The organism is Streptomyces sp. NPDC048290, from assembly GCF_040652095.1.
GTDB lineage: Bacteria > Actinomycetota > Actinomycetes > Streptomycetales > Streptomycetaceae > Streptomyces.
In genome coordinates this window covers 173,662-196,225 of the sequence record NZ_JBEZLM010000015.1, presented here as the reverse complement: position 1 = coordinate 196,225, position 22,564 = coordinate 173,662, and the positions used below count along the sequence as shown (strand labels likewise).

Genomic DNA, 22,564 nt, shown 5'->3' with positions numbered 1-22,564 from the left:
TGTCCCGGTGCAAAGCGGAGGGATTATGCTCCGGCGGCGCCGACGACTGCCATGGGGACGCCTGTAGTTGGTCAACTACAGGTCAAAAACGAGAGGCTTCCGCAGGTCGCCGGGGGTTCGCCTGCCGGGCGGCGAGGTGTCGGGGAGTGACAAGACGCGCCGGGGCGGCCGGGGCCGGGTCACGCCCGCCGACGGTCGCTCGCGCGCCGGGGGCTGTTCCGCCGCGCGGCCTGGGGCCTGCCGTGCGCGGGATGGCACGTGCCGGGGGCACGGTCGGCCGCGTGGCGACCGGAAGGGGTGCGGCAGGGGCCTGATGAGCCACAAGTGACAGCGCCTGCACCGAAGGTGAACGGAAAATTTTCATGAGAAGAATGGCGGAAGAACTTGGGTGGGGAGAAGCTGGCAGTTTCTCTGGCGGTCCGATGAATCCCCGGGCCGGGAACGCCCTGACTCCTCCGGTCACCCTCCGGAACCCCTCACGGACGCTGCCACACAGTCACTTTCAGATTCACGTACGTGGGCCCTTCGTCCTGCTCCGCCACCTCAATCAGCGCGACGATCTCGGGACCGGTGAGGCAGAGGATCTGCCCTATGGTGAGGCGGTCGGCATCAACATCGTGTACGAATCGCGTTGAATCTCGGCACCGGGCATACGAGGACGACCCGTCGTTCGTCAGCTTCAGTCCGTCGCCGGGCCGGAAGCGATCTTGAGAGGAATCCCAGTAGAAGTCGGGTGTCCAGCCAGGGGATTCCTCAAAGGGCCGCACGGGGTCATCAGTGACCCTGAACCCGTAGTCCCGGACCATGTCGAACGTGGCGGTCCGGGCAGCCCCGACCGTCTCACTCGCGGGGCTCCCCGATGATGGCGGCGGTTCCGCTTGCCCACTGTCGGTGTCAGGGTTCCCTGCCGGTGTCACGGTGACCGTCGCGGTGACCGTCGGGCCTGGCTCGACCTTGGCGGTGGGGGGCCTCCACACGGCAGGCAGACCAAGGAATCCCACCACGAGGCCCACAACAGCGGCGAGGGCGGAGATGAGTGCTGCGATGTCCCCCATCCGTCGCGGCGTTGTGCCTCCTGGCCCGCTACCCGTGCTGCTGTCCATGACATCTCCCCGTGACCATCAAACGACAGACTGTGTGCATGACACCTTGTCATGACGAGGAGGTGCGGGCACGCGGTTCCGGGACTCGCTCGGCGTCCGCCGTCGCCGGGCGCGATCAGGCCGGCGGCTTCGGCACTGCCCCGGAGGAGTTCGAGGGCCGCACCGATCTCGTCGTCCACGAGGGTCGCCGGCGGGCGGCCCTCACCGAGCGTTTCAGCTCTTCGCCCAGCCCGTCAGCCCGAAAGGGGCTCGGCCTCGGCCATCCGGCAGCGCGTCCTCCAAGTCCCGTCAACTCCCAGGCACCGGCCTGCCACGGCAAGGGCACGACCCGCACCGTCACCGATGCCGCAGCCCCCTGGAAGCACGGCGCTCCCGGCGACCGCACACGCTGAGCGAGCCCCCTCGAACGACGCGCGGAGCGAAGGACCACACCTCCCGGACGGCTTCCCCCACAGTGGTGTCCATGCTGAACCGAGTAGCCGTCCTGTCCGACATTCACGGAGTCCTGCCTGCCCTGGAGGCGGTGCTCGCCGAACCAGACGTCAGCACCGCCGACCGCATCGTGCTCACCGGCGACATCACCGCCGGCCCGCAACCGACGCAGGTTCTCGACCTGCTGACCAGCCTCGGCGACCATGTCGTCTGGATCAGCGGCAACGCCGACCGTGAACTCCTCGAACACCGCAGGGGGCAACGCGACACCATCCCCGACCCGATCGCCCCCTGGGCAGCCGCACAACTGCGCGAGGACCACCTCGACCTGCTCGGCTCGCTGCCACGATCACTCTCCCTGACCCTGAACGGGCTGGGAAAGGTGCTGTTCTGCCATGCCACCCCTCGCGACGACGAGGAGGTCGTCCTGGTCGACTCCCGTCTCGACCGATGGCAGGAAGTCTTCGACGGACTCGACACCGACATCGGCACCGTGGTCTGCGGCCACACCCACATGCCGTTCGTCCGCCTCGCTCACGGCCGACTCGTGATCAACCCCGGCAGCGTCGGCATGCCCTATGGGCGGACCGGAGCACACTGGGCGCTCCTGGGTCCGGGCGTCGAACTCCGCACCACGCACTTCGACCTCCAGGCCGCAGCCACCCGGCTCAGCCAGGAGTCGTCCTACCCCGACATCGCGCAGTGGGCCGACTACTTCCTGTACGCCCGCGCGACCGACGCCGATGCCCTCGCCACCTTCGCCCCCCGGGACGGACGCGACCACGCACCCTGACACCGCCTCCGCGCCGGGAAAGGAAGCCGGAACGACGCCTTCTGTCCCGGACCCCGGCCGCCTCTGGGTCATGCGGGGGGTGTCCCCGTACGGGAGTCGGTGGCCCGCAGCAAGTCCTGGAGGGCGAGGGCCGCCGGGAGCGGGGTCGTGGGCAGGGCGATGTGGAGGGTACGGCGCAGGGCGGGGTCGGTCAGGGGGCGCAGGACGAGGCCGTCGGGCAGGGCGTGGGCGGCGAGGGCCGGGACGAGGGCGACCCCCAGCCCGGCGGTGACGTAGCCGAACTTGGCGGTCCACTCCGCGATGCGGATGACCTTCCGGGGAGTGAAGCCCGCGCGGGCGCAGGCGTCGGCGAGCAGGGTGGGGCGGTCGGCGTAGTCGCCCTGGACCCAGACCTCGTCGCGCAGGGCCCGCAGGTCGATGGCCTCGGCGTCGGCCAGCGGGTGGTCGTGGGAGAGGGCGACGAGGAGTTGGTCGTCGCGGAGCGCGCTGGTGGTGACGCCGTCGGCGGCGGGTAGTCCGCTGGGGTAGTCGCTGACCACCGCGAGGTCCAGCGTGCCGTCCGAGAGCCGGGACATCAGGGACGCGGTGGGGCTTTCGACGGCGATGACCTCGACGTCCGGCCGGGCCTTCCGGAGCGCCCGCAGCGCGGCCGGGACCAGGCGGATGTGGGCGGTGGCGAAGGCGCCGACGTGCAGCAGCCCGCCCTGTCCCGCGTGCAGCACGGCCAGTTCACGCTCGGCCCGCGCCAGGCGGTCGAGTACGTCGAGGGCGTGCCGGTGCAGGGTGTGCCCGGCCGGGGTGAGCCGTACGCCTCTGGGGAGCCGTTCGAAGAGGGGGCCGCCCGCCCGCTGTTCCAGGGTGGCGATACGCCTGGACACCGCGGACTGGGTGTAGTTGAGCCGGGCCGCCGCCCCGGTGAAGGACCGGGTCTCGGCGACGGCCACGAGCAGCCGCAGCGCGTCGGTCTGGAACATGCCGCCCACCCATTCCGTCGAGTCATTGATCCCATGCAATGTAGTCGCTGGTGGAATGGGAGGGGGACTTCTAGCGTCGGTGGCAGGTCCAACGGCGGTGCGTGACCGAGGAGATGGGACCACACCTCGGCCGCCGCCCCCCATCCTTGTCTTCAGATCCTGGAGAGCCCTGTGCCGGTGTCCATGCCTGAGCCCCGACTGCCCGCGATGCTCGATGACCTGCGGGAACTCGTCTGCTGCGAGTCCTTCTCCGCCGACCACGCGGCCGTGGCCCGCAGCGCCGAGGTGGTCGCGGCGCTCGGCGCACGGCTGCTGGGCACCGCACCGCAGACGCTGGTCAGCGGTGGAGTGACCCATCTGCGCTGGCGGTTCGGCAGCCCGCGGGTGCTGCTGCTCGGGCACCACGACACCGTGTGGCCCATGGGCTCGCTCGCTTCGCACCCCTGGTCGCTGGACGGCGGGATCGCCCGGGGCCCCGGTGTCCTGGACATGAAGGCCGGACTGGTGCAACTGTTCCACGCCCTGGCCACGCTGCCCACGCTCGACGGGGTGTGCGTACTGGTCAACGGTGACGAGGAGGTCGGCTCACCCACCTCCCGGCAACTGATCGAGGAGACCGCCCGCGACTGCGCCGCCACCTTCGTACTGGAGGCCGCCGCCGACGGCTCCGGCACCCTCAAGACCGCCCGCAAGGGCACCGGCCGCTACGAGATCGTCGTCCACGGAAAGGCGGCGCACGCCGGTCAGGAACCGCACCGGGGCGTCAACGCCGCCGTCGAGGCCGCCCATCAGGTACTGGCGCTGGCCGGGCTGCGGCCGACGGACACCGGCACGACGGTCACACCCACCCTCCTGACCGCCGGCACCTCCCGCAACACCGTCCCCGCGCGGGCCCGGCTGGCGGTCGACGTACGCGTACCCGACCTCGCGGCGCAGCGGCAGGTCGACGCCCTGCTGCGGGGCCTCGCCGCCCGGACGCCCGGCGCCCGGCTGGAGGTGCTCGGCGGCAGCCGCCGGCCCCCCATGGAACCGGCGTCCTCGGCCGCCCTGTTCGCCCTGGCCGGCGAACTCGCCGCCGCACTGGGCCAAGAACCACCGCGCGGCACGGCCGTCGGCGGCGCCTCGGACGGCAACTACACCGCCGCGGTCGGCTGTCCGACGCTGGACGGACTCGGTGCGGTCGGCGGCGGCCCGCACGCGGACACCGAACATGTCGAGGTGGCGTGGATGGTCCCGAGGGCACGGCTGCTCGCGGCACTCGTCGAACGGACCCGGACGGGGACCGGCGGACGGCACCTCCCGGCGAAGGCGGTCTGACCATGCCGACCGTGCGTCATATGACGGACCGCTTCGGACCCACCCTCGGCGAACGGATCGGGACCTACCCGGTCGCCGGCCAGGCGGGCGCCGTACTCCAGGCGCTGCGCCGCATCCTCGTCGGGTTCCTCGGCACGCTCCTCGTCCTGCTCGTCTTCCGCCGACCTGAGGGGGCGCTCACCTCGGGCGCGATCCTGGCGACCGTCCTGCTCGTCGTGTACGGACTGCGGCTGGCCTGGGGGCGGCTGGCCGCCCGGCTCGGGATCCGCCGCTGCCATCTCTTCACGGGCGGCCTGGTCGTCACCGGCCTGCTCGGCGGAGTGCGGGAGGTGGTGGCGTGGCCGCAGGTGACCGTGGTCAACCAGTCGGCCACCGTGTCCCTCTGGCTCACCTTCCACCGCATCGAGCTGGTACGCGGCTGGACGGCCCCACCGGTCACCCTCCTCGCGCTGGGACGCGCACCGGCACTGGCATCTGACCTGAGGAGGGTGGTGACAGGGGAGTGAGCGGCGGTACGACGGCCATCGCGGGCCGCCGCCATAGGAAACCTGGACCGGCATCGGTGTGACCCCTCGTGGGGCGATGAGGACCAGGTGCCGTCATGCTGCTGATAGGGCTCATACGACGCGGGGGCGGGCCTGTCGGCCTCGCCCCCGCGCCCCAACCTCGCGTCCGGTCCGCTCAGCCGGTCGGCATCAGATGTGGACCTGGTTCGCCGGTACGCCGACGCCGGTGGCGATCGTGCCTGCCGCCGTCCAGCCGCCGCTGAGCGCGGCGCCGTTGTTGGTCCACGCCTGGATCGATCCGTCCGCGGCCACCGCCAGGTAGTCCGCCCGGCCGTCGCCGTTCGTCTCGGCGAACACGGGCTGGGTGCCGGTGGCGCCGAGGGCCGGGGCGTAGGCGCCGAGCGTGGTCCAGCCGCCGTTGCCGTTGCCGCCCTTGTTCAGCCATGCCTTCGCGGAGCCGTCGGCAGCGAGCGCCAGATAGTCGGCCCGTCCGTCGGCGTTCAGGTCGGCGAAACGGACCTGCGGGCCCGCCGTGCCCGTCCCCGACGCGTACGTGCCGAGCGCGGTCCAGCCGCCGTTGCCGTTGCCGCCCTGGTTGAGCCATGCCTTGACGGAGCCGTCGGGGGCGACGGTCAGGTAGTCGGCGCGTCCGTCGGCGTTGAGGTCCGCGAAACGGACCTGGTCGCCGGGGGCGCCGGTGCCCGAGGCGTAGGTGCCCAGCTCCGCCCAGCCGCCGCCTCCGACGCCGCCCTGGTTGAGCCATGCCTTGACGGAGCCGTCGGCGGCGACGGTCAGGTAGTCGGCCCGTCCGTCGGCGTTGACGTCCGCGAAACGGACCTGCGAGCCGGGGGCTCCCGTCGTGGTGGCGTAGGTCCCCAGCGCGGTCCAGCTACCGGGCGTGCCGTTGTTCAGCCAGGCCCGCACCGAGCCGTCGGCCGCGACCGCCAGGTAGTCGTCCCGGCGGTCGGCGTTGATGTCGGCGAAACGCAGGTCGGCGGGGGCCGCGCCGGTACTCGTCGCGAAGGTGCCGACCGTGGTCCAGCCGACTCCGCCGACGCCGCCCCCGTCACCGCCCTTGTTCAGCCACGCCCGCACCGCGCCGTTGGCCTCGACCACCACGTAGTCCGCCCGCCGGTCGGCGTCGATGTCGGCGAAGCGGACCGTGGAGCCCGGGGCGTCGGCGCCCGAGGCGATCTGTCCCGCGGCCGTCCAGCCCGCGGTGCCGGTGCCGCCCTTGTTCAGCCATGCCTGGACGGCGCCCGCCGCGTCGACGGCGAGATAGTCGGCGTAGCCGTCCGCGTTGACGTCGGCCAGCCGGACCTGGTCGCCCGAGACGCCCACGCCCGAGGCGATCCGCCCGGCGTCGGTCCAGCCGGCCGTGCCCGTACCTCCCTTGTTGAGCCAGACCCGCAGGGCGCTGTCCGGGTCGACGACCACATAGTCGGCGTACCGGTCGCCATTGATGTCGGCGAAGCGGACCTGACCCCCGGCCAGTGTCACCCCGGAGGCGATCTGCCCGGCGTCGGTCCAGCCCGCGATCCCGGTGCCGCCCTTGTTGAGCCACGCGCGGACGGCCCCGTTGGGGTCGACCACGAGGTAGTCGGCGTACCGGTCGCCGTTGACGTCGGCGAAGCGGACCTGACCGCCGTTCAGCGGGACACCCGAGGCGATCTGCCCGGCTTCGGTCCAGCCCGCCGTACCCGTACCGCCCTTGTTCAGCCACGCCCGTACGGCGCCCGCCGCGTCGACCGTGAGGTAGTCGGCGTAGCCGTCCGCGTTGACGTCGACCTGGTAGTCACCGAGACCGGCGCGCGGGGGCGCCGGATTGACGGTCACCTGCTCGCTGATCCAGCCGCTGCGGCCCGCGGCGTCCACGCCCCCGGCGAAGGCGGCGGCCATCTTGGCGTAGCCCGCGTCGTTCGGGTGCAGCCGGTCGGCGATGTCGGCGTTGGTCAGTGCGTCCATGCTGACGAGGGTGACCTTGCGGCCCTGGTCCTGCCGTGCCTTCACGATCCCGGGGATCTGCGCGTTGTAGGCGTCGATCCGGGCCTGCACGGCGGGCGAGGTGGAGGGGACGAGCGTGGCCACGACGACGACGGTCTGCGGGGACGCCGTGGTGATCTGGTCGATGAGTGTGGCGAGCCTGGCCGGGGCGGAGGCGACCGCGCTGTTCCGGTCCATGTCGTTGGTGCCGATGTGGAGCAGCACCACATTGGGTCTGGCCGCCGCGAGCCAGCTGTCCACGTTCGCGGAGATGCCGTCGATGAGCCAGCCCGAATGGCCCTCGTGGTCGAGGTCGGGGAGCTGTCCGTCCCGCATGGACCCGACGAAGTCGAGGGTGCCGGCCCGGCCGGTCAGCAGCGGCCACAGCGGCGCCCGGTAGCCGGAGCGGGTGCTGCTGCCCACGCCGAGCGTGATGGAGTCACCGAGCGGCATCACGGACAGCCGCGGCACCTGCCAGTTGGGGCCCTGGACGTCGGGCGTGCCGCCGTAGCCGGGGGTGTCCGGGTGGTAGGTGTACTGGTTCAGCGCGTCGACCGTCGCCCGTACGCCGCCCACGTGGAAGTGGTCCACGGCGAGGAAGTTGGGCTTCTTGCGGGCGGCGGGCTGGCAGAACTTCCGCAGCCGTTCCATGACCTGGGCGTTGTCGGAGGACGCACGGCTGGTGAACGGCATGTCGCGGAAGTGGTTCATCACGAACAGCCGGCGGAAGCCCTTCTCCTCCTTGGCCAGCGGCACCTCGTTCCAGCGGGTCCGGCACGTCCAGTCCGGTGTGTCGGTGGTGCCGGAGCCCATGGACCAGTAGTTCTCGGCCGTCCAGTTGCGCTGGTAGTTGAAGCCCACGTCGAGGCCCGTGTTCTCCGGGAAGAGGTCCTCCTTGTCGCTCCGGTCGGAGAAGAGCACCACGCGGGTCCCGGCGGCGATCAGCTGGGAGATCCGCGGCCAGCCCTCGTTCGCCACGTTCCAGCGGGGCTCGGCCGGGTTGAACACCATCCCGGCCAGCTGACCGCCGGGAGCCAGATCGTCGCCCACCTCCGCGCGCAGATCGGCCAGATCGTCCACCTCGTCCTGGACGAAGACCGTGATGATCTCCTTCTCGTTCCCGGGCGCCTTGAGGAAGCTCGCGATGTCGGTGAACACATCGGACATCGGCCGGCTGTCCAGCGCGCAGGGGCCGTGGCACATCCGGACCCGGCCGTTGTACTGATAGGCGTCGAGCATCAGCCCACGCACGCCCTGCGCGAGCTGGTCCCGGATCGGCATCCACTGGTTCGGCGGGAGGGAGGTCCCGATCCCACCGACATCCGCGCTGTTGTAGAACGCGTTGTGGGCCGTCATGTACGTCATGTCGTCGAAGGTGGGATCCGCGGGCATTGTGCGGGTCGTCGGCTCGTACGGAGTGACGTACCACTGCTGCCGGTCGCCCGGGACCTTGATCGTCGAGAGGGTGACCTCACGCCCCTTGTCCAGCGGGGTCTCCAGGTTCTCCTGGGGGTGGCCGACCGGTTGGATGCGGTAGCGGTCGCCCTTGACCGACTCGAAGATCCAGTCGGTCCCCGGTCCGGCGCAGTCACGGAACGCGAGCCGGGCGTTGCCCGCCGCGTCCGAGTCCCGGCCCATGCAGCCGCTCTTGGTACGGCTCTTGACCTTGTACGCGCCGCCGCTGGAAGCCTCCAGGTACCACAGCTGGTTGTCCTGGTCGCCCTTCGGCTCGGAGGCCCGGAAGAGGAGTTCCGTACCGGATATCTGCAACCCGTTGCCGTCCGCGTACCCGACGTTGCTGTTCTCCTCCGCGCCGTCGCCCACGCTCTGCAGGACGACGGTGGTACCGAGCGGCGGGCCGGTGGGAGCCGCGGCGGCGGGCGTCGGCGCCACGGCCGCCCCCGCCGTACCCGCGACCAGCGCACCTGCCACGGCGAGCGCCACCCTCCGCAGCCCACGCCGCACGCGACCCGGCGACGGGCCTCCCGGCCGACCGGGAGCCCTGGAAAGACGTGTCATCGCGTACCCCTTGTGCGTTCAGGCAGCCCGACGGAGGCACGGCGGCCGTCCGTACACGGCCGCAGCCGAGAATCCCGGCTAGTTCATCACGGGCGACGGCACGGACATGAGGCGGCCCCATCGGTCGAAGTGCGGTTCTGTGTAGGTCTGTTGGGCTTCCGGGTGTCGTGCGGCTCATGGTCGGGTGGGCACGGATTCCGCCGCGTGGGGGAGGCTTGCGCGGTGCGTACGGCCGGTTCCGCCGCCGGGGGTTCCCCTTATCTGCGGTTCTCGTGGTCTGACAGGAGCGCCCGCGTGGCCGTGGGCCCACTGCTCTCCCGCAACCGGGTGCGCAGGTCGAAGGCACAGGGTCATGGGGGCGACAGCAAGATGACGAGGAATTCCTGATCGCGCGTGCCAGAGCAGCGGCTCAGGGCGACTTCAGCACCGGCTGTGGTGTCCTGGCCCCGGATGGCAAGGCAGCGACCATTGGCAGCGGAGCGGAGTCTGAAGCGTGCCGAGTCAGGAGGGCCACTGGGATCAATGCGGAATTGCTGAGCCGGGTTGTCCTCGGAGCACTCGTTCTTGGGTTCGATGAGACTGCGGCCCGGACCTTCACCGACAAGAGTCAGACAGCCGATGCGGTAGCCCGGATGATGCCAGTGGATCTGGATCAGATTCTCACCGACAGGTTCGATGTAGGTGCGAGGCGGAACAGCTTTGGCGCACGAGACCTGGGCCGCGACCGCCGTCGGATAGCGGTTCGTGCGGTCTCGTCCTTCCGCGACGCACAGTCCCGGAGTGCGGGCGGGCTTGATCTGCGCCCAACTGCCGACGGTCAGGATGTCCAACCCGTCCACGAGGTGAGTAGAAGTCGCGGTGCCTTCCGGTGACGAACTCGTCGGCACCAGCGCCCCCACGCCCAACGCAACCCCCGCGCCCAGTATCGCCGCCACGCTGAGATGCCAGTACCCGACCCACCTCACGGAAGTGGAGCGGCCGTCGCTGCCCGCCTTGTCCGATGCCACCGGCTCGACGAGGCCGGGCACATCGGGATCGGCCCGGGGAACAGGTGCCCGTTGCGCCATGGCCAGACTCTGACGGGCTTCGCGCCACTGCCGGATGTCGTCCTCCGCCAGTCCGCAGGCCCGAGTGAACGCGACGACGAACGCTTCGCGAGGAAGCGTGGAACGGCTGAGAGCCGTCGCGATGGTGCTGGCAGGGAGTGAGTCGGCGTGCGCGGTCGCCTTGTCCTCAAGCTGCCGATAGGTCAGTCCGGACAGGATCCGCAGTGAGCGCAGGGCCGCAGTGAACTCGGTAGGAGTCCGGGCCTGTGCCGGCTGTGGCGCACCCTCCGGTAACTCAGCTAAGCCGCCCCCCTTGTCGGTCATTGATTCAGCATGCCGCACAGTTGGTGACCTGGCACTCCTTAAATCGGCCGTGTTCGGAACACTGGTGAGCCCTGTTCCGAACAGACGCGAACGCTGATTCTCCTTGTCACGCCCGTGGCCGTGCGGACAGTCTCGGAATCACCCGGGTTCGGCGAACGCCTCACGCCAAGGACATGCGAGGCAGGGGCAGACCCGATCTCCACACCACATCCGGCACATATCTCGAAGGAGCATCATGCGTACTCGTACATGGATCGCGGGCCTCGCGACGGGAGTCGTTCTGCTGGCCGGCGGTTCCGTCGCCACGGCACAGGCGGCTCCCGAGCCTTCACCGGTCAGCACGACAGCGGCTGTGCCGGGGTACTGGAAGTACGACGGCAGCTACTCGGAGTCGACGTGCTACTCGCTGGCGGCGTCCTACGCTGGCCCCGCCTACTGCACCCCGCACGGCAGCAAGTGGGCCCTGTACATCTGGGTCGAGTAAATCGTCCGTTCCTCATCACAGACACAGGCAGTCCCTTCAGACAGACGGGCCTGTGTCGCGCCGTCCGGAGCACTGAATCACCGGGCGACACCCCATGAGCTGCTGTGGGGGAAGCAGCCACGACCCCGGCCGCCTCGATCACAGGGGAGGCGGCCGGGGTCGTGGCAGTCAGTCTTGGATCAGGGAACGGACCAGCTCAGACGGCCGGCAAGTTGAGCGCGGTGCCCGGACCGGTCTCCTTGGTCAGGAGCACCTGGCCACGCTGATCTCCTTGGTCTGTGAGGTGTCCGCGGTCCGGTTCGGGGAGTCGTTTCCGGCGACGTGGGTCGACGACATCTCGAACTTCCACGTCCCGGTGGAGCAGGGCACGTCAGTGCTGCTCACGGAGTCGAAGAAGTAGGCCCGCTTGTCCTCCATCGATCCGGAGTACTTGGTCGTCTTGTCGGGTGCCGTCAGCCGCCACTTGAGGTCCTTGGCATCGCATTCCGCCCTGGGCCAGTTCCCCCAGTCGTCGTGGTACTTGCACTCCGTCACGAGGATCGGCGTCAGCCTTCCCAACTGCTCGCTCAGACACAGCTCGGTCCGGATCTCGAAGGCCGGATTGGGATAGGTCCACTGGGACTCGGCGCAGGTCCGGACAGGCGCCGCTGCCTGCTCCGGAACGGCCTGGGCGCCTGTCGGCACCGCGGCGGACAGCAGAACCGCCCCCGCGATGAGGAGGGTCCTGTTGATGTGTCGGACAGCCATTGCTGCTCCTTGAACTCAGCACGGAGCGACACCCTGCCGGGGTGCACCGCGCGAGTGGTTACTGTCCGGCTGTGGCTGCCCGTCGCCGTACGGGGCAACCGCATGGCTCCTCAACATCATCCGAGCTAGCGAGCGCTTCCCTTGCGTACACTCCGGCGTGCACTCCCTCCTCCATCCCGCTCGACAGGACTTCGCGGGGTGATGGTGGAGCGGTCCGCGTCGAACCGGCGGGCGGGGACGTCGTGCGTGACGCCTTGGCGCAGCCGGTCGGTGAGGACGAGACGGTGCTTCGCGCGCGACGCGTTCCCCAGCACGCGACCGTGATCCACCATCAGTAACTCGACACTGACGCCGATCAGGTGGGCAGCAGGGGAATCCCGTCGTACGCGGTGACGTCATGGGAGGGCACGATCTCCATCGTGTCCGCGAGCGCGATCATGCGGAGCATGTCCTCACGCACGAGTTTGGGGTCAGTGTCGGCGAGGATCCGCAGTAGGAGCGGTCGTTCGGCGCGTAGCCGGATGGCGTCGAGCTGCCAGGTCAGGTCGCCGATGAAGGCGTACCGCTTACCGGTCGGCAGGGTGACGAAGGTGATCACGGAGCCGGTCGTGTGTCCTCTGGCGGGGACGACGACCACCGAGCCGTCGTCGTACACATCGAGGCTCGACGAGAAGCCGAGATAGGGTCCGCCCTTGAACTCGTATCGGTGCATCGGGTGGCTTGAGGTGACCTCGCGGAAGACTCTGCCGCCCTTGTCCTTGCCCGCGTACTCCAGCTCACCCTCATTGATCCAGACGGGTACCTGGAGATCGTCGAGACCGCTGACGTGATCCCAGTGAGAATGAGTCACCAGCACACCGCGGAGCTGGCCACGGTCGTAGCCGCTGGCCTTGAGCTGCTCGCTCACGGTGCTGCCCAGCCGGTACGGAGCGCGCTCGATCCGGGGGAGGGACTGGATGTGCGCCGCGACCTGTGAGCCAAAGCCCGCGTCGATCAGCAGATCGCCCTTGGGGTGTTGCACCAGGACCGAGGTCGCGGCGAAATCGCGCTTGTCGCTGAACGAGCCGCCCTTGAACGCGAAGACCGCTCGGGTTTCGTAGGTTCCCGTGGGTAGTTGGTGCAGAGCCATCTCCCGGGGCGGGGCGGCCTCGGGGAGGGGTTCCGACCAAGCGGTGGGCAGGTGAAGAGGTGACATACGGATATCGTCCGGCGCTGCCGATCGGCGTGTCCAATACCTGTGTGGAGGGTCTGATACCTCAGGGGTATCGGGCCCTTCACCCGCCGACCCCGAGCACCTCATGCGCCGACTCCGACAGGGTCTCCGCCAGATCCAGAACCACGGGGCGCGCCGGGCCTGGCTATGCCGTGGCGCTGATGACAACGCAGGTCATGCCCAGCGTGCCACCACAGTCACCCTGGTGAGCGTCGGCGGCGGTCGGCCGGCGCCGCGAGTTCGACGAACGAATGGACCAGGGGATTGGCATCCCCGGTGCGCCAAGCGACGATCACCCGGCTTGGCGGCATATCGGCCAGGGGGACGACGGTGAGGCCGTCGGGGGTTTCATGGCCGAGTGATCCCAGCTCATGGCCGAGAGGAGCCAGTCCCAGGGTGCCGTTCCACAGAACGGCCCGGATGCATTCGTGGACGGTGCGTACGACGGGGCCCTCGCGCAGGGGCTCGCCGGGCTTCACGCCGTTCCAGTAGGCGCGCCACAGGGGGTCGGTGCCGTCGGGGAACTGGAACCATGTGCGGTCGTCGAGGTCGGCCAGATGCAGGAGGGGGCGCTCGGCGAGGGGATCGTCGGTGCGCAGGACCACGCCGACGGGTTCGGAGCGGATGACGCGGGTGCTGATTCCGGTGTCGTCGAACGGTGCCCGGGTCACGGCGACGTCGACCAGACCGGCGCGCAGTCCCGTGGTCGGATCGGTGAAGTCGGCTTCCAGGACGCGGACGTTGGCGCCGGGGTGGCGGTGGCGGAACGCGGTGGCGAGGGATGTGCCGGCGTAGGCTCGCTCGATGCTGTCGCCCAGGGTTCCGATGGTGAGGCTCCCGGCGCCCGCTTCAGCGGTGACCCGGGCGCGAGCGTGATCGGCCTGCGCGAGCAGGGCACGCGCCTCGTCGTACAGTGTGCTCCCGGCCGCTGTCAGTGTGATGCCGGAGGCCGAGCGGAGCAGCAGCGGCGTACCCAGGTCCGCTTCCAGTTGCTGGATGGCGCGGGTCAGGGGCGGCTGGGTCATGTGCAGCCGGGTGGCCGCCCGGCCGAAGTGACGCTCCTCGGCGACGGCCACGAAGTACCGCAGTAGGCGAAGGTCCATCGTCAGCCACGATACCCGAAGGGTATCGGGCGTGCTCAAGAGGTATTGGACGCTGAAATCGACGCGGCGGGACACTGCGCTGGGTCCACTGAGCCGCGCGGTGGGAGCAGGGACGCGCCCTGCGCGGGCGACGCGGATCATGAGCCCCCTGACGAGGACTTTCCCATGCGCGAACACACCCAGCTCCTTGACAGGTCCGCCAAGAACCGGGCAAGCCGGGTGAGGCGACCTGAGATCGAACTCGCCTGGCACCGAGCACGCATATCGGGGCTCGACCCTGGGATGGAGGTCCGGGAGTCGGTGTGTGCCGGTGTCGACCGGCGCAGTCGGCTGGCTGTCGCCGCCAAGCCCGTGCTGGACCGTCTCGCGCGGGATCTGACCGACAGCCGGTTCACTGCGCTGCTCGCGGACCGTCAGTCGGTGATTGTCGACTGGCGGCGCGCGCGGATGAGCCTCACTCCGTCGCTGGAGCAGGTCAAAGCGGTGCCGGGCAGCCGCTATCTCGAATCCGTGGCCGGTGCCAACGCCCTCGCCACCGCCTTCGAACTCCGGCAACCGATCGCCGTCACCGGTGGGGAGCACTTCCTCGAAGCACTGCGAGGTTTCGCCTGTTACGCGGCACCGATCTTCCATCCGGTGACTCGGCGCCTGGAGGGGGTTCTCGACATCACGGGGCATGTCGACGACGCGAGCGCGCTCATGGCACCCCTCGTTCGCTGGGCTGTCCGCGACATCCAGCAGAACCTGCTGGACGGGGCGCGCCGGAACGAACGACGCGTCCTGGACGCGTTCCACGAGCACGCGGCCCGTCGCACACACCCGGTGATCGTCCTGGGAGCAGGCATACTCCTGGCCAACGAGCGCGCCAGCGGAGTCCTCGACGGTGACACCGAGACCGCCCTTCGCGCACTGGCGGCCGACGCGCCGCATCGGGGTTCCCGTACCGCGCGCGTCGACCTCGCCACGGGGCGCACGGTCACCGTGTGCGTGCGGCGGATCGAGGACAGTACGGACGGTGTGGTCTTCGACTTCGGGATTTCGGTCCCCGGTGGGCGACCACGGCGGTCCGGGGCAGAAGTGCGGGCGCGGATCGCGAGCGGCGGTTCGGGTCGCGTCAGCACGCCTCGACGGGGGCAGCCGGTGCTCGTCCACGGGGAGCCCGGCAGCGGTCGTACCACCGAGGCCCGTCGGCTCGCGGCGTCGGTACTCGGTCAGCAGGGCGGCGTGCGGATGTTGTCGGCGATCGATGACGAGTCCTCCGTCGGGGAGTGGCTGGGACGGGCTCGGGCGGCGCTGGAATCGGCGGCGGAGGCGGAGGCGGAGGCGGTGGTGGTCGTGGATGATGTGCACCTGTTGTCCGAGCGGTCCGCCGCGGGACTGGCCCAGCTCCTGGCCCGCTGCACCGAGACCGTCGTCGTCCTCACCAGTGACCCTGTCGCAGATCTCACCGGCTCCCGCCGGGGGCTCGCGGCGCGCTGCCCCCGCCATGTCGAGCTGGCTCCGCTCCACCGCCGCGACGACTTCGCCGACGTGGTGCGTGCCATGCTCACCGCCGTCTGCGGGCCCGGACGCCGGATCACTCCGAACGCTCTCAGTACCCTCGCCGCCCAGCCCTGGCCGGGCAACCTGCAAGAACTGCACGCGGTGCTGAGCCAGGCCGCCGCCGCGATGAGCAGCGGCGACATCACTCCGCGGGACCTGCCGGCGGCGTATCGCCGCAGTCCGGCCCGGCGTCGGCTGAGCCCGCTGGAGCAGGCGGAGCATGATGTGATCGTGGCCGCGCTCGCCGCGTGCGACGGGAACAAGTCACGCGCCGCGCTCCGCCTGGAGATCGGCCGGAACACCCTCTACGCGCGGATTCGGCGGCTGGGTATCCCTGGGTGAGTGCGAGGGCCTGTCTCGGTGCCGCGGGGAGAGTTCGACAGCTGGGCATCCCCGGCTGAGCGCCAGAGCCGGGCCCGACGCCACAGGGAGTGTTCGACATCGGAACACCGCGGCGCCCCGTATCACGGTCACTCTGAATCAACGGTATGCGCCTGAGAGGGGAAGCGGGATGGCTCTCACCACGGAATATGCGACAGCACGCATCAGCTTCGACACCGACTACGTATCGACCATCGACGGCACCGCGGTGACGTCTCCCACGACCGCCGATGTGTTCAACCCCGCGACGGGGCAGGTCATCGCCTCCGTACCGGTCACCACCGAGGCCCAGCTCGACGAGGCGATCGGGGCGGCGCGGCGGGCCTTCCCCGGCTGGGCCGCGACCCCGCTCCGGGAACGGCAGGCCATCGTGTCGGCCATCGGCGACCGGCTCGCCGAGCACGCCGAGGACTTCATGGCGCTCCTCACCAGGGAGCAGGGCAAGCCCCGGGCGGGCGCCGAATGGGAGGTCCTGGGGTCGGCCGCCTGGTTCAAGGAGATCGCCACGCAGTCGCTGCCCGAGGAGACACTGCTGGACACCGAGGAGCGGCGGGTCGTCACCCGCGCCACACCGGTCGGTGTCGTGGGGGCGATCGTGCCCTGGAACTTTCCGATCCTGCTCGCCGTGTGGAAGATCGCCCCGGCGCTGGTCGCGGGCTGCACGATCGTCGTCAAGCCGTCGCCCTTCACCCCGCTGTGTGATCTGAAGCTGGTCGAGCTGGTGCAGGACCTGCTGCCGCCCGGTGTCCTGAGCGCCGTATCGGGCGACGACGACCTCGGCAAGTGGATGACCGCACACCCCGGCCTCGACAAGATCGCGTTCACCGGTAGCTCGGAGACCGGCAAGCACGTCATGGCCTCGGCGGCCGGCACCCTCAAACGGCTCACACTCGAACTCGGTGGAAACGACCCGGCGATCGTGCTGCCCGACGTCGACCCGCAGAAGGTCGCCCCCGCGGTCTTCTGGGCCGCGTTCCAGAACAACGCGCAGTTCTGCAACGCCGCCAAGCGCGTCTTCATCCATGAGGACGTGTACGACGCTGTCCGTGACGCGCTCGTCGCCTACGCACGCACCGTCAAGGTCGGAGATGGTGGCGAAGCGGACACACAGCTCGGTCCGATCCAGAACGAGCCGCAGTTCCGCAAGGTCCGTGAGTTCTTCGACGACTGCCACGCTCAGGGGCACACGTTCGCGCTGGGCGGCGAGATCACCGACGGCCCGGGATGGTTCGTCCCGGTCACCCTTGTCGACAATCCCCCCGAGGACTCCCGGCTCGTGGTGGAGGAGCCCTTCGGCCCCATACTGCCGCTGCTGAAGTGGAGCGACGAGCAGGACGTCATCCGGCGGGCCAACGACACGCCCTACGGCCTCGGCGCCTCCGTCTGGGGCAAGGACCTGGCCGCCGTCGAGCGCGTCGGACGGCAGATCGACGCGGGCACGGTGTGGCTCAACGAGGTGCACCAGTACAGCCCGCATCAGGTCTTCGGCGGACACAAGGAGTCCGGCATCGGCGCGGAGAACTCCCTGCACGGACTCGCCGAGTACACCAACTGGCAGACCATCACGCTCAACAAGGCCCCGGACGCCGTCTGAGGCGCCCCATGGGCCCGCCGACCGGGCCCGTCGTCGAACTAGCCCGCCGTACGTACCACCAGGGAGGAATGCGATGGCCATCACCGCGACCGCGGCAGTACTGCGAGCGCCGGGCGGTCCGCTCAGTGTCGAAGAGGTTGTCGTGGAGGATCCTCGGCCGGATGAGGTGCTCGTCCGTATCGTCGGCTCCGGCATCTGCCATACCGACCTCGGCATCGTCACCACGGCGAGTCCCGAGCAACTGCCCCTCATCCTCGGCCACGAGGGCTCGGGCGTCATCGAAGCGGTCGGCGACCGTGTCACCACGCTGGCGCCCGGGGACCATGTCGTCCTCAGCTACGCCTACTGCGGCGAGTGCGACAACTGCCGACGCGGTGTGCAGCGGCACTGCCGGTCGTTCATGGCGGTCAACTTCGGCGGCGGCCGGGCGGACGGCACCACCGCCTACCGGGCCGGCGACGAGGCGGTGCACGGTCACTTCTTCGGACAGTCGTCCTGGTCGCGGTACGTGGTCACCAGCCCGCGCAACGTCGTCAAGGTGGATGCGTCGCTTCCGCTGGAGCTTCTCGGGCCGCTCGGCTGCGGTATCCAGACCGGGGCGGGAGCCGTGCTCAACACGCTCGATCCGGAGCCCGGCAGCTCCCTCGCCGTCTTCGCGGCGGGATCGGTGGGGCTGGCGGCCGTCATGGCAGCCAAGGCGGCCGGGTGCGCCTCCGTCATCGCCGTCGATCCACAGCCCGACCGGCGCGCGCTGGCCCTGGAACTCGGTGCCACCCACGCGCTGGACTCCGCCGGGCCGGATGTCGTGGAGGAGATCAGAGAGATCACCCAGGGCGGTGCCCAGTACTCGGTGGACTGCCTCGGTCTGCCCTCGGTCGTGCGCCAGGCGCTGGAGTGCCTCGCCTCTCCGGGGGTGTGCGCGTCGGTCGGCTTCCAGGGCGTGGACAACGAGGTCACCCTCAACCAGGGGCATCTGCTCTTCGGCCGCACGCTGATCGGTGTCATCGAAGGGGACGCGGACCCGCACACCTTCGTCCCGCGCATGCTCGACCTCTTCCAAGCCAAGCAGTTGCCGTTCGACCGGCTCGTCCAGACCTTCCCGATCGGCGAGATCAACGAGGCGGTCGAGGCGGCGCACCAGGGCCAGGTCGTCAAGGCGGTCATCACATTCGGTCACTGACCGTCGAGCCCGCACGGTCGCTGACTGTCGAGATCGCAGGTTCAGTGACCGTCGAGATCGCACGCTCACCGGCCGTCGATACCGCACGCTCACCGGCCGCCGGCGGGCCCATCCGTCGGCGGCCGGTGACGGCGCAAGGGTGAAAGGAAGGCCCGTACGTGACTGTCCACCCGACCGGCTTCACCACCTCAAGTCCGCACCCGCTGAACGGGCCCGGCGACATCATCCCGGCCGTCTCCCCCGGCTTCGCCACAAGGACGGCGCTGGTCACCGAGACCGCCCGGTTCAGCTACACCGAACTCGACGACCTGACCTCCCGGGCCGCACAGGGACTGCGTGACCGAGGCATCCGCCCGGGGCAGATCGTGTCGCTCTACGGACCCAACTCCTGGCAGTGGGTGGTCGCCTATCACGCGGTGCTGCGGGCCGGTGCCGTCGTGAATCCCATCAACACCATGCTCACCGAGGAGGAAGTCGCCTTCATCCTCAAGGACTGCCGAGCGGCGGCGCTGCTGACCCGGACCGACCGCCTCCCGGCCATGAGAGCGCTGTCCGCCGGCCTGCCGGACCTCTCCCTCCTGCTCGGCCTCGACCACGACGGCGACGGCGGATTCGAGTCGCTGCTGACCACGCGGGCGAGGATCGAGCAGAAGCCGGTCGACCCCCTGGCGCTGTCCACGATCGGCTACACCTCGGGAACCACCGGACACCCCAAGGGAGCGATGCAGTCACAGCAGGCGGTCCTCCTCAACTGTCAGCTGACCGCCCTGATGCACAGCCGGCACAGCGGCGACACCATGGTCACCGCACTGCCCGCACCGCACGTCTACGGCAATGTCGCCATCAACAGCACGTTCCTCAGCGGCGGCACCGTCGTCCTCATGGAACGCTTCTCGCCGGAGCGGGCGCTGGCACTCATCGAGGAGCACCGGGCGACCCTGTTCGAGGGCGTTCCGGCGATGTACTCCATGATGCTGGCGCACGAGCGGCTGCCGTCGACCGACCTCAGCTCCCTGACCAGAAGCACCGTCGGCGGACAGACGATCGCCCTGTCCACGATCGAACGATGGCAGGAACACAGCGGCGCCCCCCTGATCGAACTCTGGGGTATGACCGAACTGTCCGGCCTGGGCACGACCCACCTCCTGGGCGCCGAGGCATGCCCCGGCTCCATCGGGGTGGCCCTGCCCGTCATCGACGTCCGCATCGGCGACCTGGACGACAGCACCCGCACCGCACCCCCCGGCACCCCGGGCGAACTCCTCGTCCGGGGACCACTGGTCATGCTGGGCTACCACGGCAACGCACAGGCCACGGCCGACACCATCGACACGGACGGCTGGCTGCACACCGGGGACATCGCCTATGTCGACGACACCGGTCACTTCTTCATCGTCGACCGGCGCAAGGACATGATCATCACCGCCGGATACAACATCTATCCCGCCGAGATCGAACGAGTCCTGGCCGCGCACCCCGATGTGTCACTGGTGGCCGTCGGCGGGATACCGGACGCCCTCAAGGGCGAAACGGCGCGAGCCTACGTCGTCACGGTCCCCGGAGCGACCGTCACCGGCCCGGAACTGATCGACTTCTGCCGCGCCCGGCTCGCCGCGTACAAGGTGCCCCGGTCCGTGCAGTTCGTCGCGGCGCTGCCCCAGACATCCACCGGAAAGATCATGAGGCGACGACTCATCGACATGAAGACCCCATGAGGCCCCCGGTTCAGCCACTCGCCCAGCAGAGGAGAAGCCCGATGCCCGAAAGAGTGCTCGACGCCCAGCAACTCGGCCACCTGCGACACTTCGACAATCTGTCCCGCCAACTGCCCAACGACTGGTCACTCATGCAAGGCAAGGGCATCGGCCAGGACGACTTCGGCGGCTACCGCTTCCAGCTCGCCTACATGGCCTACGCGCTGGCACTGACCCACGTCCATCGACTGCCGGCCGCCCCCGGACTGTTCCAGCCGACCATGCAGCGACTCATCGAGAAGATACTGCTGCCCGAGGTCTGGATGTACTGGCGTGACGTCAGCCGCGGCGGAGCGGTGTTCAACGCGCAGCTGACGGACTCACTGGGCGAGGAGTGGGACCCCGTCGTCCGGGACAACATCATGTACAGCGCGTACGTCCAGTCGATGGCCTTGACGCACGACCACCTCTTCGCCAGCGACCGCTACGCCGCCACCGGCGCGCTCACGTTCAAGCACTGGTCGTTCTTCTGGGGCGGCCAGGAGAAGCGCTTCTCATACGACCGTGACTCGCTCAACGACCACATCTACTGGCAGATGGTCGAGAACGGCTACCTCGGCGTGGCGTGCGAGCCGAACTGCGTGTTCCAGATCTGCAACCAGCCCGCCATCCTGGGCTTCCGGATGCACGACCTGATCACGGGCGCGGACCGCGCCACCGAGGTGGTCGCCGGGTACGAGCGGGCCTGGGCCGACTTCGGCCGGCTCGACACAAACGGCCACTTCAACACCATGGTCCTTGAGGACTCCAGGACGGTCGCTCCCAACGAAGCGCCCTCGGCATGGGTGGACGCCTGGCTGGGCTCCCTGATGAACATGTGGAACCGCGACTTCGTCCACGAGCACTACCCGCGACAGGTCCAGACGTTCCTCGTGCCCGGCCCCGACGGCACCCTGTCCGTACCCATCAGATCGCGGCGCGTCGTGATGGGCCAGGAGCTGATCAACGACACCTGCGACTTCGGCTGGGTAGCAGCGTGGGCCGCCGAGATGGGCGACCAGCGCACACGCGATGGTCTCCTCGCCCACGCCGACCGGTTCATGAACCCGACATGGCGCGACGGCGGCCTGTACTACCCCCGCAACGACCACGTCCAGGACCAGGACGGGCACCTTGTCGAGATGTACCCCCTGACCGGCAATGTGCTGCTCGGGTACGCCCGCCTCAACGTGCCGGACGGGCTGTGGAAGCTGTACAACGAGCCCTGGGGGCCGGACCACTTCGAGGAGCCAGCGCTGACCACCGTCGACCGTGACGTCGAGGTCAGTCAGGCCGAGGTGGTCGACGGTGTCCTGTCCGCACGGCTGCGCCGCACCCCGGACGTGCCCGGCGACGGCACCGTCGCGATCAGCAGGCTCATCGGCCGCGGCGGCTGGACCGTCGCCGTCGACGGGCAGCCCGTCGCCCGCATAGACGGCACAGCGATCGAGGCCGAGCCCGGTCCGTTCGCCGATGCCCTACAGATACGGGGCAGCGAAGTCGTGCTGCACTGCCCGGAGAACCCGCACACCTTCACGTTCAGGCAGGACTCATGACACCACCGGAAACCACACTCGGAACGCCGCCCTTCGCCCTCATCCACCACCACGGCACGCCGGTCACCGAGCGGTCCTATCGGGGCAAGTGGCTGCTGGTGTTCTTCGGCTTCACCCACTGCAAGATGGTGTGCCCACGGGCGCTGAGCAAGCTGACCCTCGTCCTCGACGAGCTGGGAGAGCTGGCGGACGAAGTGTGCCCGTTGTACGTCACCGTCGACCCCGCGCGGGACACTCCGGCCGCGCTCCGGGAGTTCCTCGAGCCCTACCCGCGCTATACCGGGCTGACCGGCTCGGTCGAGGCGATCGAAGGGACCAAGCGGGAGTTCCGGGTGTTCGCCCGGCGCAAGGACGATCCCGACGACCCGGACGGCTACTCCGTACCTCACACCGCGATCACCTACCTGCTGTCCCCGGAAGGGGAGTACGTGGCGCACTTCCCGGACGCCCTCACCACGGAGGAGGTCACCGCCCGGCTTCAATCCCTCCTCGCCCCGCGATCCCGGTAGCACTCAGGCCAGGATCACGCTCAGC

The 22,564-nt window shown here is 69.6% G+C and carries 17 protein-coding genes; 10 read left to right on the top strand and 7 right to left on the bottom strand.

Annotated features, from left to right (window positions below):
- Nucleotides 1–476: 476 nt before the first annotated feature.
- Entirely contained in the window at nt 477–1,103 is a 627-nt protein-coding gene (locus AB0D49_RS25815) for a hypothetical protein (RefSeq protein ID WP_362761507.1), read from the bottom strand.
- Nucleotides 1,104–1,566: 463 nt separating this feature from the next.
- Here AB0D49_RS25815 and AB0D49_RS25810 point away from each other — a divergent pair, with 463 nt between their 5' ends.
- On the top strand, nt 1,567–2,328 hold the full coding sequence (locus AB0D49_RS25810; protein WP_362761505.1) for a metallophosphoesterase family protein: 762 nt from the start codon (nt 1,567–1,569) through the stop codon (nt 2,326–2,328).
- Between the two features lie 68 nt (nt 2,329–2,396).
- On the opposite strand, the gene AB0D49_RS25805 is transcribed toward AB0D49_RS25810, so the two are convergent.
- Nucleotides 2,397–3,302 carry a LysR family transcriptional regulator gene (locus AB0D49_RS25805; RefSeq protein WP_362761503.1) on the bottom strand — a complete coding sequence of 302 codons (906 nt, stop codon included), beginning with the start codon at nt 3,300–3,302 and terminating at the stop codon, nt 2,397–2,399.
- 183 nt (nt 3,303–3,485) lie between these two features.
- Between AB0D49_RS25805 and AB0D49_RS25800 the strand changes: the two genes are divergently transcribed.
- On the top strand, nt 3,486–4,619 hold the full coding sequence (locus AB0D49_RS25800) for a M20/M25/M40 family metallo-hydrolase (RefSeq protein WP_362761501.1): 1,134 nt from the start codon (nt 3,486–3,488) through the stop codon (nt 4,617–4,619).
- 2 nt (nt 4,620–4,621) lie between these two features.
- Nucleotides 4,622–5,125 carry a hypothetical protein gene (locus AB0D49_RS25795; RefSeq protein WP_362761498.1) on the top strand — a complete coding sequence of 168 codons (504 nt, stop codon included), beginning with the start codon at nt 4,622–4,624 and terminating at the stop codon, nt 5,123–5,125.
- 189 nt (nt 5,126–5,314) lie between these two features.
- Here AB0D49_RS25795 and AB0D49_RS25790 read toward each other — a convergent pair whose 3' ends face one another.
- A complete protein-coding gene (locus tag AB0D49_RS25790; protein ID WP_362761496.1) occupies nt 5,315–9,040 on the bottom strand; it encodes an FG-GAP-like repeat-containing protein in 3,726 nt (1,241 codons plus the stop codon).
- Nucleotides 9,041–9,477: 437 nt separating this feature from the next.
- Nucleotides 9,478–10,497 carry an XRE family transcriptional regulator gene (locus AB0D49_RS25785; protein WP_362761494.1) on the bottom strand — a complete coding sequence of 340 codons (1,020 nt, stop codon included), beginning with the start codon at nt 10,495–10,497 and terminating at the stop codon, nt 9,478–9,480.
- Nucleotides 10,498–10,732: 235 nt separating this feature from the next.
- On the opposite strand from AB0D49_RS25785, the gene AB0D49_RS25780 reads away from it, so the two are divergent.
- Nucleotides 10,733–10,981 carry a hypothetical protein gene (locus tag AB0D49_RS25780; protein ID WP_362761492.1) on the top strand — a complete coding sequence of 83 codons (249 nt, stop codon included), beginning with the start codon at nt 10,733–10,735 and terminating at the stop codon, nt 10,979–10,981.
- Between the two features lie 243 nt (nt 10,982–11,224).
- Here the strand turns inward: AB0D49_RS25780 and AB0D49_RS25775 are convergent, their stop codons facing one another.
- The 3 genes from AB0D49_RS25775 to AB0D49_RS25765 form a co-directional block, all read right to left on the bottom strand.
- On the bottom strand, nt 11,225–11,728 hold the full coding sequence (locus AB0D49_RS25775; protein ID WP_362761490.1) for a hypothetical protein: 504 nt from the start codon (nt 11,726–11,728) through the stop codon (nt 11,225–11,227).
- 355 nt (nt 11,729–12,083) lie between these two features.
- Nucleotides 12,084–12,923 carry an MBL fold metallo-hydrolase gene (locus AB0D49_RS25770; RefSeq protein ID WP_362761488.1) on the bottom strand — a complete coding sequence of 280 codons (840 nt, stop codon included), beginning with the start codon at nt 12,921–12,923 and terminating at the stop codon, nt 12,084–12,086.
- A gap of 215 nt (nt 12,924–13,138) precedes the next feature.
- The gene (locus tag AB0D49_RS25765) at nt 13,139–14,044 is read right to left on the bottom strand and encodes a LysR substrate-binding domain-containing protein (RefSeq protein WP_362761486.1); all 906 of its coding nucleotides are present in this window, start codon (nt 14,042–14,044) and stop codon (nt 13,139–13,141) included.
- A gap of 165 nt (nt 14,045–14,209) precedes the next feature.
- Between AB0D49_RS25765 and AB0D49_RS25760 the strand changes: the two genes are divergently transcribed.
- From AB0D49_RS25760 to AB0D49_RS25735, 6 genes are all read left to right on the top strand, one after another.
- A complete protein-coding gene (locus AB0D49_RS25760) occupies nt 14,210–15,928 on the top strand; it encodes a helix-turn-helix domain-containing protein (protein ID WP_362761484.1) in 1,719 nt (572 codons plus the stop codon).
- Nucleotides 15,929–16,097: 169 nt separating this feature from the next.
- Nucleotides 16,098–17,561, top strand: a complete 1,464-nt coding sequence (locus AB0D49_RS25755) for an aldehyde dehydrogenase family protein (RefSeq protein ID WP_362761482.1) — start codon at nt 16,098–16,100, stop codon at nt 17,559–17,561.
- A gap of 73 nt (nt 17,562–17,634) precedes the next feature.
- The gene (locus AB0D49_RS25750; protein WP_362761481.1) at nt 17,635–18,741 is read left to right on the top strand and encodes an NAD(P)-dependent alcohol dehydrogenase; all 1,107 of its coding nucleotides are present in this window, start codon (nt 17,635–17,637) and stop codon (nt 18,739–18,741) included.
- A gap of 158 nt (nt 18,742–18,899) precedes the next feature.
- The gene (locus AB0D49_RS25745; RefSeq protein WP_362761480.1) at nt 18,900–20,456 is read left to right on the top strand and encodes an AMP-binding protein; all 1,557 of its coding nucleotides are present in this window, start codon (nt 18,900–18,902) and stop codon (nt 20,454–20,456) included.
- Nucleotides 20,457–20,497: 41 nt separating this feature from the next.
- Nucleotides 20,498–22,030: a hypothetical protein gene (locus AB0D49_RS25740; protein WP_362761479.1), complete on the top strand. Its 1,533-nt coding sequence runs from the start codon at nt 20,498–20,500 to the stop codon at nt 22,028–22,030.
- Nucleotides 22,027–22,539: an SCO family protein gene (locus AB0D49_RS25735; RefSeq protein WP_362761477.1), complete on the top strand. Its 513-nt coding sequence runs from the start codon at nt 22,027–22,029 to the stop codon at nt 22,537–22,539. Before AB0D49_RS25740 ends, AB0D49_RS25735 begins: the two co-directional genes overlap by 4 nt.
- The last annotated feature ends 25 nt before the right edge of the window (nt 22,540–22,564 follow it).

Coding starts and splice junctions, on each gene's coding strand:
- AB0D49_RS25815 (WP_362761507.1), bottom strand. CDS start 1,103: ATGGACAGCAGCACGGGTAGCGGGCCAGGAGGCACAACGCCGCGACGG.
- AB0D49_RS25735 (WP_362761477.1), top strand. CDS start 22,027: ATGACACCACCGGAAACCACACTCGGAACGCCGCCCTTCGCCCTCATC.
- AB0D49_RS25765 (WP_362761486.1), bottom strand. CDS start 14,044: ATGGACCTTCGCCTACTGCGGTACTTCGTGGCCGTCGCCGAGGAGCGT.
- AB0D49_RS25775 (WP_362761490.1), bottom strand. CDS start 11,728: ATGGCTGTCCGACACATCAACAGGACCCTCCTCATCGCGGGGGCGGTT.
- AB0D49_RS25805 (WP_362761503.1), bottom strand. CDS start 3,302: ATGTTCCAGACCGACGCGCTGCGGCTGCTCGTGGCCGTCGCCGAGACC.
- AB0D49_RS25770 (WP_362761488.1), bottom strand. CDS start 12,923: ATGTCACCTCTTCACCTGCCCACCGCTTGGTCGGAACCCCTCCCCGAG.
- AB0D49_RS25740 (WP_362761479.1), top strand. CDS start 20,498: ATGCCCGAAAGAGTGCTCGACGCCCAGCAACTCGGCCACCTGCGACAC.
- AB0D49_RS25760 (WP_362761484.1), top strand. CDS start 14,210: ATGCGCGAACACACCCAGCTCCTTGACAGGTCCGCCAAGAACCGGGCA.
- AB0D49_RS25785 (WP_362761494.1), bottom strand. CDS start 10,497: ATGACCGACAAGGGGGGCGGCTTAGCTGAGTTACCGGAGGGTGCGCCA.
- AB0D49_RS25795 (WP_362761498.1), top strand. CDS start 4,622: ATGCCGACCGTGCGTCATATGACGGACCGCTTCGGACCCACCCTCGGC.
- AB0D49_RS25800 (WP_362761501.1), top strand. CDS start 3,486: ATGCCTGAGCCCCGACTGCCCGCGATGCTCGATGACCTGCGGGAACTC.
- AB0D49_RS25750 (WP_362761481.1), top strand. CDS start 17,635: ATGGCCATCACCGCGACCGCGGCAGTACTGCGAGCGCCGGGCGGTCCG.
- AB0D49_RS25755 (WP_362761482.1), top strand. CDS start 16,098: ATGGCTCTCACCACGGAATATGCGACAGCACGCATCAGCTTCGACACC.
- AB0D49_RS25810 (WP_362761505.1), top strand. CDS start 1,567: ATGCTGAACCGAGTAGCCGTCCTGTCCGACATTCACGGAGTCCTGCCT.
- AB0D49_RS25780 (WP_362761492.1), top strand. CDS start 10,733: ATGCGTACTCGTACATGGATCGCGGGCCTCGCGACGGGAGTCGTTCTG.